9 protein-coding genes are annotated in these 13,576 nt (G+C 37.9%); all 9 read left to right on the forward strand.

Translation table 11 applies throughout. The annotated features are described in order from the left end of the window. The first annotated feature begins 45 nt into the window (after window positions 1–45). Window positions 46–1,671 carry an ATP-binding cassette domain-containing protein gene (locus AC6FXG_RS05905; RefSeq protein WP_500571927.1) on the forward strand — a complete coding sequence of 542 codons (1,626 nt, stop codon included), beginning with the start codon at window positions 46–48 and terminating at the stop codon, window positions 1,669–1,671. A 221-nt stretch (window positions 1,672–1,892) separates the two neighbouring features. Continuing rightward, window positions 1,893–2,624 (forward strand): TrmH family RNA methyltransferase, encoded by a 732-nt coding sequence (locus AC6FXG_RS05910; protein WP_500571928.1) that lies wholly within the window; start codon window positions 1,893–1,895, stop codon window positions 2,622–2,624. Next, on the forward strand, window positions 2,625–3,647 hold the full coding sequence (pheS, locus tag AC6FXG_RS05915) for a phenylalanine--tRNA ligase subunit alpha (protein WP_500571929.1): 1,023 nt from the start codon (window positions 2,625–2,627) through the stop codon (window positions 3,645–3,647). Window positions 3,648–3,656: 9 nt separating this feature from the next. Continuing rightward, on the forward strand, window positions 3,657–6,017 hold the full coding sequence (gene pheT, locus AC6FXG_RS05920) for a phenylalanine--tRNA ligase subunit beta (protein WP_500571930.1): 2,361 nt from the start codon (window positions 3,657–3,659) through the stop codon (window positions 6,015–6,017). After that, window positions 6,017–6,439 (forward strand): cell division protein ZapA, encoded by a 423-nt coding sequence (locus tag AC6FXG_RS05925; RefSeq protein WP_075574814.1) that lies wholly within the window; start codon window positions 6,017–6,019, stop codon window positions 6,437–6,439. The genes pheT and AC6FXG_RS05925 overlap by 1 nt, the downstream gene beginning before the upstream one ends. Next, entirely contained in the window at window positions 6,426–8,642 is a 2,217-nt protein-coding gene (locus AC6FXG_RS05930; RefSeq protein WP_500571931.1) for a peptidase U32 family protein, read from the forward strand. Before AC6FXG_RS05925 ends, AC6FXG_RS05930 begins: the two co-directional genes overlap by 14 nt. Next, window positions 8,642–10,984 carry an endonuclease MutS2 gene (locus tag AC6FXG_RS05935; RefSeq protein ID WP_500571932.1) on the forward strand — a complete coding sequence of 781 codons (2,343 nt, stop codon included), beginning with the start codon at window positions 8,642–8,644 and terminating at the stop codon, window positions 10,982–10,984. The genes AC6FXG_RS05930 and AC6FXG_RS05935 overlap by 1 nt, the downstream gene beginning before the upstream one ends. Window positions 10,985–10,993: 9 nt before the next feature. Further along, window positions 10,994–12,685 carry an arginine--tRNA ligase gene (gene argS, locus AC6FXG_RS05940; RefSeq protein ID WP_500571933.1) on the forward strand — a complete coding sequence of 564 codons (1,692 nt, stop codon included), beginning with the start codon at window positions 10,994–10,996 and terminating at the stop codon, window positions 12,683–12,685. Beyond that, window positions 12,685–13,419 carry a hypothetical protein gene (locus AC6FXG_RS05945; RefSeq protein WP_500571934.1) on the forward strand — a complete coding sequence of 245 codons (735 nt, stop codon included), beginning with the start codon at window positions 12,685–12,687 and terminating at the stop codon, window positions 13,417–13,419. Before argS ends, AC6FXG_RS05945 begins: the two co-directional genes overlap by 1 nt. Window positions 13,420–13,576: the final 157 nt, after the last annotated feature.

Consider the following 13,576-nt stretch of genomic DNA (forward strand, 5'->3'; position numbering starts at 1 on the left):
AGGAATGTTTTTTGTGACATTATATATTTATTAGGGTGGTTGAAAATGCAGAATGATTTAAAGATGAAGAATGATTTAAAAATAAAAAAGAAAAATATGTTTAAGCTTGTAAATAAATCTGGCTTTATTTTACTATTGGCCTTGTCCTTGGTCTCGGCAATTTTATTTGTAATTGCACCAATTACTCTTAACAATACAATTGAAAATGTTGGGACTATTGGAGCAAAGGACATTGCAAAAGTAATTTTGCTCTTGGCAGCTGGCTATTTGGTGGACTTTGTATCTGTATTTACAAAAAACCAATTGGTTCAACAGTATCATGGCAGGGCAAGCGATTTACTCTACACAGACGTTTTCAAATTAAAATACGACAAGTATATAGAGGAAGGGCCAACAGCAATTAGAGAGCTTACTTATAATGCTGCAGAGGCTTATGCTAGTTTTTATTTTGACCTGATCCCAGCACTCTTGGTAAACGTTGTTACTATTGTAGTAACAATAATAATTGCTTGGAATTTAAACCATATTGCAGCTATTTTAATGTTTATAATCATTCCTATTCACTACTTTGGCTTTAGGGCCCTTAACAAAAAACTAGGCCAATTATCCGTTGGCCTTATGAAGGCGAGCACAGAATCTAATAGGAATATCAATTCAGTCGTGTCACAAGTAGATTTTATTAAGCAAAATGCAGAGAACGAAAGGCTTTTTCCTATACTTTCTGATAATATATTAAAATCAGAAGGCGTCCGCAAAAAGGTGAATTATGTAGCCAATGGGGCTTCGGGTTTACTGATAGGTTTAAATCAAATTATACAAAATCTGACCATAATTTTCTTGGCTGCCCTTGCGCTTAATAATCAGGAGTCATTCGGCGGAGTCGTCTACGTAATATTGGTTTTCCCATATTTTTCAAATGCCATCCGTGGTCTAACATATACTAATCTTGGCCTTGCAGAAGTCAGGGCAGCGGATGAGTTTTTAATGACCTTGATTAATTTTGAAGACCATGATGGCAGCCAAGATATGCCTGAGGATTTGGACAAGATTTCCTTTGATATTAAATCAGTTGATGTAATGGGGAAAAATTTGCTTAACGATGTCAAGATGGAATTTAATAAAGGCGATATTGTGGGCATTATGGGTGAAAGCGGAACAGGCAAGAGCACGCTAGTAAAATTAATAGCCAAGTTCAGAGAGGCTGAGGGGATTTATGTTAATGACATTCCTATCGAGGATATAAAAAACTCGGAATATTTAAAGGCCGTGTCTTATTATTCACAAAATACTCCGATTATTACGGATACTATTTATAATAATTTAAACTTTGGAAGAAAGCCACTTGCAAGAAAAATTTATGAGTCAATGCCATTTTTATCAAAGTTTAAAAACTTGGATGAAATGATTGTAGAAAATGGAGCAAACTTGTCTGGCGGGGACAAGCAAAGAATTGCCCTATCCAGATATTTTACAGAAGATGCCAAGATTGTAATCCTTGATGAGCCAACATCATCTCTGGACAAGGAAACAGAGACAGAAATTATGACTGAAGTCTTGAAAAATGTTGACGACAAGATAATATTTATTATAAGTCACAACAAGGACATCATGGATTACTGCAGCCATGTGGTTGAAATTAAAAATAAAACAGTCTATGTAAATGAGAGGTAGGACGCCTCTCATTTTTGTTTTAAAAAATTTTATTGTTTAAAATTAAATTTATCTTGATTTTCAAAATCATTGTATTTTTAAATTTTATTTTTTAAATAATTTCATTTTTATTTTTAAAAGTTAATTATCTTTGAAAATCAAGTCAATGATTGAATTTATTGGCCGTTAGTAGTATAATATAGCCTATATAAGTATATTTATAATGGTTGATTGGGGGGCTTATGATAAGTTCTTTGAACAATAAAATAGTAAAGGAAATTCGCAAGCTTTCAAACGCTTCTTACGCAAGGAAATCTGACCACTTTATGGTGGAGGGTTTTACCATGCTGGAGGAGGCTTTGAAGACCGGGGCCCATATAGAAGAGGTCTTGGTTAGTGAGGCTTACGCGGAGGACTTATTTGATAATTTTAATATAAGGGGCACGGTCGTTTCGGAAGAAATTATAAAAAAGCTTTCGCAAACTGTGAGCGGACGAGAGTCCATAGCCTTGGTTAAAAAACGATTTTCAAACGAGCCTTTGTCGGATTTAATTATTTACCTGGAGGATATTTCTGATCCGGGTAATCTGGGGACAATTATTAGGACTGCAGATGCCTTTGGCATTAAGGACGTAGTCACTAGTCACCAGTCGGTTGATTTTTATAATGACAAGGTCGTAAGGAGCTCTATGGGATCTATATTTCGAGTGAATTTCAGGTCAATGGACCTAGAAGATTTGCAGTCACTAAAGACAGATGGCTACAAGATTGTGGGGACCCTGCCACACGGTAAGAGCAAAAAGATTATGACTGGCAAGACCATAGTCGCCTTTGGCAATGAATCTAAGGGCCTTAGCGATGAACTGGTTGCCATGTGCGATGATAAATTTACAATACCAATGAGGGGCGACGCAGAAAGTTTGAACTTGGGCGTGGCTGCTGGAATTTTGATGTATATATTTACGGAGGTATAAATGTTAGACAAGTTAATGAATTTAAGAGAAGAGGTAAAAGAAAGACTTAATTCCGCTGATTCAATTCAAAGTATACTGGACACCAAGGTGGAATACCTTGGCAAGAAGGGGAAGCTAACCGATATTTTAAAGGAAATGGGCAAGCTTTCTGCTGAAGAACGTCCAAAGATGGGCAAGGTTGCAAACGAAATTAGAGATTATCTGGAAGGATCCATCGAAGAAAAGATGACCGAGCTAAAGGAAGCAGAAAAACAAGCGACCATTGAAAAAGAATACTTGGACGTTACAATTCCTAAAAAGCAAAAGGACATTGGCCATCTTCACCCCTTAGCTGAAACAAAGAGACAGCTGGAAGATTTGTTCCTCTCAATGGGCTTTAAGGTTTTGGACGGTCCAGAAATTGAAACTGTAGAAAATAACTTTGACCTTCTAAATTCTCCGCTTGATCATCCAAGCCGTGACATGAGCGATACCTTTTATATGGATAAGGACCATGTTTTAAGGAGTCACACATCGCCGGTTCAAATTAGGGCTATGAAAGAATATGGAGCTCCGCTAAAGATGATTTCAGCAGGCAGGACCTTTAGGAATGATGAAGTGGACGATACCCACTCACCGATGTTCCACCAAATCGAAGGACTTGTAGTTGATAAAAATATTTCAATCGCTAATTTAAAGAGCACAATTAAAACTGTTTTAATCGAACTCTTTGGACAAGAACTGGATACCAGATTTAGGCCCCACTATTTTCCATTTACAGAACCAAGCTTTGAGGTTGACGTAACTTGCACAAATTGTGGTGGCAAGGGCTGTGAAAAGTGCAATGGCACTGGCTGGTCAATGGAACTCTTGGGCTGCGGCATGGTCCACCCAAATGTTTTGAGAAACTGTGGCATTGATCCTGAAGTCTATACGGGTTTTGCCTTCGGCATGGGACTCGACAGACTTGTTATGGTTAAGCACGACATAAATAATCTGCGGTTGCTCTTTGACAACGACAAGAGATTTTTGGATCAATTTTAGGGGGTAGAAATGTTATTATCATTAAACTGGTTAAAGGAATATGTAAATATAGATGAGCCAACAATTGAAATCGCATCAAAGCTAAGCGACTCAGGTACACACGTAGAATCAATCATCAGTCTATCCAGCCATGTTAAGGGCGTGGTGACTGCCAAGATTACAGACATGAGAAAGCACGAAAACGCTGACAAGCTAACAGTTTGCGACGTAGATTTTGGCGACAGGAAGGACGTAATTGTAACTGCAGCAACCAATATGAAGGTTGGAGACGTGGTTGGAGTTGCAACACCTGGAGCTGTTCTTGCTGATGGAACAGAAATTGGTCCACACGATTTCCGCGGAATTATTTCCAACGGAATGTTTGTAAGTTTCCAAGAACTTGGCTTTACCAAGGACGTAATTCCAAAGGAAAGCTTGGACGGACTTTTAATTATGCCAGGAGACACAGAACTTGGCAAGGATATATTTGAAGTTTTAGCTTTAAAAGACGATTCATTGGAATTGGAAATCACACCTAACAGGGCTGACTGCCTAAGTGTATTTTCTATGGCCATTGAAGCTCAAGCAACTTTTGGTATCAAAAGAGAGCCGATTAAAATTCTTGACCATCCAGACACAATTGATGAAAAACTTTTAGATGTAAAAGTGGATACAGATAAGGTCGCAACTTATATTTGCGGCATGGTCGATGGAGTTGAAATTAAGCCAAGCCCCTTGTGGATCAAGACTAGGCTTATGGAATCAGGTGTTCGCCCAGTAAATAATATCGTAGACATTACAAATTATGTAATGCTAGAAACAGGCGTACCATTACACGCTTTTGACTTTGACAAGATTTCAAAAGACGGCAGGGCTAACATTGAAGTCACTACAGCCAAGGCCAAGGAAGAAGTTCTCCTACTCGACGACAGCAAACGCGAGGTTGAAGAAGGCGATATTTTAATAAAAGCTAACGGCGAAGTAATTGCTCTAGGAGGAGTAATGGGGGCTGCCAATTCAGAAATTGACGAGTCCACAAAGCGGGTTGTCTTTGAAGGAGCTCATTTTGACAAGGCTCAAATCAGAAAGACTTCAAAGAGACTAGGCCTTTCATCAGAAGCTGCAAGCAGGTTTTCTAAACCACTTGATAAGACTATGCCAAGACAAGCCATCAAGAGGGCCCTCTATTTAGCTCAAAGCTTGTACGATTTAAGCGTGGCTTATGAGGAATATAAAATTGAGGAATACGAACCAAAGACAATTGGACTAAGACCTGAAAGATTAAATAAACTTTTGGGCACAGACCTGTCTACGGATTATATGCTGGAAAAATTAAATGCTCTTGAAATTCCATCTGAAGAAAAAAATGGCAAGATTATTTCAAGCGTTCCATCCTTTAGGGATGACTTATCAATAGAAGCTGACTTGATTGAAGAAGTCGGCAGGCTTTACGGCTATGGAAATATCGAAGACCAACCAATAAAGTCAGACTTAACTGTTGGCTATGAATCCAAGATGAAGACTTGGACTAACAAAATCCGTCGATTTATGCAAGGTTATGGATATATGGAAACTCTGACCTATTCATTTGTCGGCAAGAAATTATTAGAAGATTGCGGCATGGCAGTTGAAGATGACATGGTTAAGGTTATCAATCCACTTGGCGAAGAATTTTCTATTATGCGTCCAAGTGCTATTCCACACTTTATGGAAATCGCATCCAAAAATTCACGCAGATTTAATGGCGAGCTAAGATGTTTTGAAATTTCTCCAGTCTTTGCTAAGGACGGAGATGATTACAAGCAAAGCACTAACCTTACAATTATGCACTCACATTATGGGGACTTTTATGATTTGTCTGAAACTTTAAGAGCAATTTTGAAATTCTTGAAAGTAGAAGACTACAATATTTCTAGACTTGATAACAAGACCTTCCACCCAGGCAGGTCAGCCAAATTAGAATTGGACGGCGAAGTCATTGGCATCTTTGGAGAAATTCATCCAGATGTACTCGAAAACTTCGGTTTAAAGAAGACATATATAGCGGATATTTATTTGGATAAGATTATTGACAAGCTTGTTGAAGTTAACAAGTATGTGGCTCCAGGTAAATTCCCAGTGGTCAGACGTGAGTTTTCATTTGAACTTGAAAATAAAGTTTCCTTTGGCGAAATCAAAGAGCAAATTATTTCCAAGGGCTTTGACTACTTGAATGACATTTTATATTACGATGAATACAGGGATGACAAGCTGGGCGACAAGATCAGAAGTTTGACTATCCAAGCTGTCATTGGTTCCAAAGACCATACTCTATCAGAAGAGGAAATAAAAAATATCACTGACGAACTAATCAGCGATGTAAGCGAAAAATTTGGAGGTAAATTAAGATAATGAAACGCACACAAATTGACATTTACGGTAGAAAATATAATGTCACTAGTGAGTATGAGGACAGGTATATAGACCGTTTGACTCAATATGTAAACTCCAAGATTAAGGAATTGGTTATCAAAAACCCAAGGCTGGACTATGCGGATGCATGTGCCCTTTGCCTCTTGAATGTTGCTGACGATATAGCTAGCACCCAGGATAAACTAAATTCTGTTAATGCTAAGCTTGATGAAATTCAAGGGACCAAGGATAATTCTGACTTGGAGATTAAAAAGTTAGAAGATCAAATTAAAAAACTAGAAGGTAAAAATGAAGAGCTAGATAATTTGGTCAGAAAGAGAGACAACGAAATTATTAAACTGAAAATGCAATTGGAAAAAGATTACCAAAACAAGGCGGAGAAAAATATTGACAAAAAATAAGGGAGAACTGCTGGCTCCAGGCGGTGGCTTTGACGAGGTCATAGCTGCTTTTAATGCTGGGGCCGACGCAGTTTATACTGGCCTTAAATCCTACAGTGCCAGAAAACTTGCAAAAAATTTAAACCTAGATGAGCTAGATTATTTAATAAAATACGCCCATATGATGGATAAAAAGATTTTCTTGGCAATAAACACCATTATGTACGATGGTGAGCTGGAGGATTTGATGGAGACTATCGACCAGATAATATCCAAGGGGCCAGATGCCATTATTATACAGGACCTGGGTCTTTTTAGCCTGTTAAAAGAGGCTTATCCAGACTTGGAGATGCACGCGTCCACGCAGATGACCGCTGACAATTATTACGCTGTAAAAAACCTCAGAGACTTAGGTTTTGAAAGAGTGGTTGTCGCCAGAGAACTAGCCGCTGATGAGATAAGAGACATCAAGAAGGACCTAAGTGTAGACCTAGAGGTCTTTATCCACGGGGCTCTTTGTGTTTGCTATTCAGGTGATTGTTATTTTTCTTCGGCCATAGGAACTCGGTCGGCCAATAGGGGCGACTGCGCTCAGCCGTGTAGGAAAAGATACAGGCTTCTTGTGGACGGCAGGCCAACTGATAAGGAAGGTTTTTATCTGTCTACGAAGGATCTGAATTCTTCTTTTGATTTGCCCAAGCTAGTCGGTATAGCTGACTCCTTTAAAATTGAGGGCAGGATGAAGTCCAAGGAGTACGTCTATACTATTACGAAATTTTACAGGGATATCTTGGACGGCGAAAATATTTCTCACGACCAGGAAATGAATGTGACTGATGCCTTTAGCCGAGGCTTTACCAAGGGCTTTTTGTTTGATGGGGACAAGGATGATCTAATCAATAAAAATTCTCCCAAGCATATAGGAAGCCTGGTTGGTAAAATTATAAAAAAAGGTAAGGATTTTTACATCAGCTTAGATGAAGATTTAAATCCAGGCGATGGCTTAACATTTCCAGATGAAAATGGAAAATCAACTGGGATAAAAGTCGATAAGGTTTATAAATCTGGCCAGCAGATTAAATTGGATGAAAAGAGCCAAGAGGGAGCCAAGGTTTACAGGAATTATTCAGCTAGATTATACGATGGCTTAGCAAGAGTAAACGAGCCAAGGAAATTACCCTTGGAATTTACTGTCTCTGGAAATGTGGGTGAGCCTTTAAAGGTAATTGCAAATTCAAATTTTAAATATATAGAATACGCTAGCGATTATATTTTGCAAGAGGCCAGGAAGCCGCTTGATAAAGATATAATTATAGACCAACTTTCAAGAGTTGGGGATACATTTTTTGAAACGCCGGCGGTTAATATAAACCTGGCGGCTGATGCTTTTGTGCCAAAGTCAGTTTTAAATGACCTCAGGCGGTCGGCCATAGAAAAATTAATTGAAATTCAGCCTATTAAAAAAGCTAAAGACTTTGAAGCAAATAAAGTAATTAATAATAAAAAGTCAAAACCGATCCTATGCGCTATAGTTAAGGGTAAGGTTGATTTGGATAAAGATTTTGAATATGTGGCCACTGAAACCATGGACGAAGAAGTTTTTAAATTTTATAAGGATAAGTCTTATAAGACAATTTTAATTACGCCGTCTGTGGCAACTAAGGATTATATTGATAGAGCTAGGAACTTTATAAAAAATGGATTGGTCGATGTCCTTGAAATAAATAACTATGGCTTACTAGATTTGGCTGATGAAATTGAGCTTATAGCAGGTGATGGATTAAACATTACGAATTCCTATACCATTAATTATCTAAGGTCAAAAGGGATTTCAAATATTATTCCGTCCAGGGAAATAAGCTTAAGGGAAATCGAAAAGCTTCAGTACAAAACCGATTCGAGATTTATTTTAAAATATTATACCAGGACCGTGTCAATGACCAACAAGGCGGTCCATCCAGACATAAAAACTGAACTTGATCAAAATAAAAGGGTCGAGATTATGGATATAAAAAATGAGATTTTTCCAGTGAAAAAGCATGGAGAAGTTTATAGGATATACAATTCCAAACCACTCTTTATGGGGGAAAGAATAGAAAACATAAATGCGGATATGATTATGATTGAGGTTGATGAAAATCTTGACCAGGTAAAATCCTATCTATTTGAAAATATAGATGTAAGCTTTGAATACACAAGAGGACATTACAGAAGGGGAGTTTAATGGAAGGCAAATCTTTAAAGACATTAGAATTCGATAAGATTATGAATATCATTGCAGAATTTGCTGGCAGCGAATACGGCAAGACCTGCATAAAAACTGCCCAGCCCTTTGACAGCCAGCTGGAGATTAAGCTTGCTTTGGATAAGCTTGATGACATGATGAAATTAATTGGCCAGGTCGGAAACTTATATTTCGGTGGCCTGGTTGATTACACGGATTACGTCAAACGGGCAAGCATTGGTGGAATCTTGGGAATTTCATCTCTGTATGATATCCTCCACGCTTTGAAATTGGCCAGCGACTTAAAAAATATTAGTATCGAAGCTAACAAGGCCGGAGAGCTAATAAAGCTAATTACCATTGACCAAAATCTTTTAAAAGACCTGGACAAGGCCATTGTTGATAGAGAAAATCTTTCCAATAACGCCAGTCCACTTTTGAGGTCTCTCAACAGGAAGAAGATTCAAAAAACTGAAGAGGCTAACGAAAAGCTCAAGTCTTTCGTAAATTCAAAGGCCAATGAAAAGTATTTGCAAGACGCTCTGATAACTGTCCGTGAAGGCAGGTACGTTGTTCCTGTTAAACGCGAGTACAAGGGGATAATCTCTGGTATTACCCATGATGTTAGCTCCAGCGGTGGCACTTATTTTATAGAGCCCCAAAGCATTGTAAATATAAATAATGAAATTCGTGAAATCGAAATTCAAATTGATGAAGAAATAAACAGAATACTTAAAGATTTTTCAAATCGGATTGGCAGGGCCAAGGACGAGCTCACCTATAATTTCGAACTAATGACTGAACTCGATATCCTCCATGCCAAGGCCCAGTACGCAATTAATCACGGGCACACAAAACCGATTTTTACTGACGATGGGTCCGTGGATATCAGACAGATGTTTCACCCGCTAATAGATCCAGAAGTCGTAGTTAAAACTGATATAGAGATGGATTCAGACTTAAAGGTTTTGGTTATCACTGGACCTAATACAGGTGGTAAGACCGTTGTATTAAAAACGGTGGGAATCATTTCCCTTCTGGCTCAAAGCGGTTGCTTTATACCAGCTTTGGAAGGGTCCAAGATTCCAATCTACAAAAATATTTATACTGATATTGGCGACGAGCAATCCATTGAGCAAAGTTTATCGACTTTCTCATCTCACATGGTAAATATTGTAAATATTCTATCTTCCAAGGAAGAAAATTCTCTGTATTTATTTGATGAGCTGGGTGCTGGTACAGACCCAACCGAAGGGGCAGCCCTGGCTATGAGCATCATAGATTCGCTAAGGGAAAAGGATGTAAAAGTCCTCGCCACAACTCACTACGCTGAGCTCAAACTCTATGCCTTAAGCACAGACGGGGTTGTAAATGGCAGTATGGAATTTGATGTCGGAAGTTTGAAGCCGACTTACAGGTTAAATATTGGCCTGCCTGGTCGGTCAAACGCCTTTGAAATTTCAAAGAAACTTGGATTAGCGGATGAATATATCATAAAGGCTGAAGAATATATTAGCGAAAACAATCTAGAATTTGAGAATGTTTTGGCGGAAATAGAAAAAAACAAAGTCTACGCTGAAACTCAAAAGGCTGAATACGAAAGCAAGCTAAAAGAATTTGAAGACCGAGAAAGAAAAAATAAAGAAGAAATTGAAAAGTTAAAAGAAAAAGCCAGAAAAGAACTTGACAAGGCCAATGAAGAGGCCAGGGAAATATATCAAAAGGCCAAGAGAGATTACGAAGAGATAATCAAAGACGCCAACAAGCTTGTCCATAGCATTGATAACAATAGCGCCAGAGAAATCCAAGAAACTCGGACTCATATTAGAAAAAATATTGACAAGTTGCAGAGCGATAATAAAAAACGCTTGCCAAAGTCAAATGTCAGCGCTGAAGATGTTAAAATTGGAAGTACAGTTAAGATTATTTCCATAGATAAGGTTGGCCAAGTTGTGGACCTGCCAAATGAAAATGGAGACTTGATCGTTCAGGTTGGAATCTTAAAGGTAAATTCAAACCTAAAGGATATTTATCTCATGGATGCCAAGCCACAGAAGGAAAGAAAAAAATCTTCCTTTAGAAATACTAAGGCCATGGACATTAAGACAGAAATAGACTTGCGCGGAGTTGACACCGAGGAACTCTATGATCGGGTAGATAAGTATTTAGACGATTGCGTTATGAGTGGTCTCAAGGAGGCAACCATAGTTCACGGTAAGGGGACGGGAGCTCTCAGAAAGGCAACCCATGAATTATTAAGGAATCATCCACACGTTAAATCTTATAGGTTGGGCGAAGTTGGAGAAGGCGATACAGGCGTGACAGTTGTCACTTTAAAATAGGGAGGAAATATGGATTTTAAAAAGATATTGATAGACAAGTTAAAAGATAAGATTAATTTAAGCACAGAAGAACTTGATAAAATTATAGAAGTTCCACAAGACAGGACCATGGGAGACTTGGCTCTTCCTTGTTTTGCTCTTGCAAAAACCATGCGAAAAGCCCCCCAAGCTATAGCCGAAGAAATTAAATCTTCAATCGACTTTGAACCAGATTTTGAAAAAGTTCAAGCTGTTGGTCCTTATCTAAACTTTTTTATTAGCAAAGATAAACTCAAAGATTCTTTGGTTGAAAGCTTTAAGGCTGATGGCGAAGAATACGGCAAAAGTGACTTTGGCCAGGGCAGACATGTAGTTATCGATTATTCATCTCCTAACATTGCCAAGCCCTTCCATATTGGACACATTAGGAGTACGCTAATTGGAAATGCCATTTACAGGATTGCCAAGAGAATTGGTTTTGATCCTGTGGGCGTCAACCACTTGGGCGATTATGGTACTCAATTTGGCATGCTTATCGCTGCTTACAAGGAATGGGGCGACAAGGATGAAATTGAAAAAAATCCTATTGACGAATTCTTAAAATTATATGTAAGGATGAATCAAGAAATTGAAGAAAACCCTGAAAAGAGAGAAGTTGCCCACGAATGGTTTAAAAAGTTGGAAGAAAAAGATCCAGAGGCGGTCAGCCTTTGGAAATGGATGAGGGACTTGAGCCTTGAGGAATTCAACGCAGTTTATGATAGGCTGGGAATTGAATTTGATTCATATAATGGCGAGGCCTTTTACCAAGACTATCTGCCAGAAGTTGTAGAAGAACTCAGAAGCAAAAATCTTTTGACCGAGTCAGATGGTTGCGAAATTGTAGAATTTGATGATGGCACAACTCCACTCATCATCACTAAATCAAATGGTACAACAACTTATGCAACCAGGGATATAGCTACTGCTGAATATAGGTACAGAAATTATGAGTTCTACAAAAATCTCTATGTCGTTGCGACCGAACAAAACCTACACTTTAAACAGCTCTTTAAAACGTTGGGTTTAATGGGTTATGAATGGTCCAAGGATTGTGAACACGTATCATTTGGTATGGTCAGTGTTAAAGACGGAGCTCTGTCTACAAGAAAAGGCAAGGTCTTATATTTGAAAGATGTTATTAACAAGGCCGAAGAAAAGACTCTTGAAATTATAAATGAAAGAAACCCTGAACTTGAAAACAAAGAAGATGTGGCCAGACAAGTTGGCATTGGCGCCATTAAATTCCAAGAGCTCTACAACCAAAGGATTAAAGACTATGTCTTCGATTGGGATAGGACTTTATCATTCGACGGAGAGACTGGACCCTATGTTCAATACACTTACGCCAGAGCAAATAGTGTAATAGAAAAATCTGGATCCAAGGCTTCTTTTGATGATATAAAAAGCGAATATTTAAATGACGATGAAGTTGTCTTGATGAAAGAGATTTACAAATTGCCAAATGTAATTATGGATGCCTTTGAAAAGTTCGAACCTTATTTAGTATCCAGACAAATAATGGAAATCGTCAAAGAATACAACCGTTATTATTATAATAACCAAATTAACACCGATGATGAGGGGCTAACCAAACACAGATTGGGCATTTCACTAATGGCAAAAACTGCCATTAAATCTGGAGTAAGTTTGCTTGGCATGGAAACACCGGAGAAGATGTAATGCGGGATTTAAAATACGTATTTTCAAAAAGCATAAAGGATACGGCTCAGGCCTTAAAGAAAAATGGCCTGGCCTTTATCCTTTTGTGCGGGCTGGTAAGTTTTTTAAGCTCACTTGCTTCTGTATTTTTCGCAAGTGGATTAATAGCAAATCTAGGTTATATAATCAACTACTTTATTCAAATCTTGCTCTTGTCAGTACTAGCCAAGATAATGAATAATATGGTAGTTGCAAATAGAATTCCAAATAGGGACTTCAAATACTATTTGGAACACTATTTTATAAATATCATGAACACCTTCTTCGTAATATATATAATAGAACTAATTTATCAATTTGCTTCTTATTATGTAATATTTGGAGTATCCAAATTAGACCTAACAAAATCTAGAATCCTCTCGGTGACAATATTATTTATAATAGAAGAACTTATCTTGGGCTCGTGGTTTGAGGCGGTTTATGTCGACGATGTTGGTGGACTTGCAGCCATAAAGAGGGCACTTAATTTCATAAGAGACAACTTTGTGCCGTGGACACTCATATCCGTTCCGTATTTATTATTAAAGACATTAAGCGGCGGATATCTAAATGGATTCTTAACTATCCCTATGTGGGCGAGAGTACTGACCTCAATACTGATGCCAGTCTTTATGCTCTTAAGAGGTAAGGCTTATTTACTGCTTAGCAGGTCGACAAAACGAAAGAGAAAATTCATGATGGAATATGAAAACTAATTGATGCCGAAAGGCATCTTTTTTTATAAAAAATAAAAATAATTTTAAAATAATTTTTCAAAAGACTAATAGAAAAACGCTGGATGCAAGTAAACAAGGGAGATGCAGGGAATAAAAATAAAATAAAATAAATTGTAAAAAACCCTTGACAAAGACC

Source organism: Ezakiella massiliensis (assembly GCF_059862345.1).

Bases quoted from the DNA above. Each gene is read 5' to 3' on its own strand.
- AC6FXG_RS05905 (WP_500571927.1), top strand. From the start codon at position 46: ATGCAGAATGATTTAAAGATGAAGAATGATTTAAAAATAAAAAAGAAA.
- AC6FXG_RS05910 (WP_500571928.1), top strand. From the start codon at position 1,893: ATGATAAGTTCTTTGAACAATAAAATAGTAAAGGAAATTCGCAAGCTT.
- pheS (WP_500571929.1), top strand. From the start codon at position 2,625: ATGTTAGACAAGTTAATGAATTTAAGAGAAGAGGTAAAAGAAAGACTT.
- pheT (WP_500571930.1), top strand. From the start codon at position 3,657: ATGTTATTATCATTAAACTGGTTAAAGGAATATGTAAATATAGATGAG.
- AC6FXG_RS05925 (WP_075574814.1), top strand. From the start codon at position 6,017: ATGAAACGCACACAAATTGACATTTACGGTAGAAAATATAATGTCACT.
- AC6FXG_RS05935 (WP_500571932.1), top strand. From the start codon at position 8,642: ATGGAAGGCAAATCTTTAAAGACATTAGAATTCGATAAGATTATGAAT.
- argS (WP_500571933.1), top strand. From the start codon at position 10,994: ATGGATTTTAAAAAGATATTGATAGACAAGTTAAAAGATAAGATTAAT.
- AC6FXG_RS05945 (WP_500571934.1), top strand. From the start codon at position 12,685: ATGCGGGATTTAAAATACGTATTTTCAAAAAGCATAAAGGATACGGCT.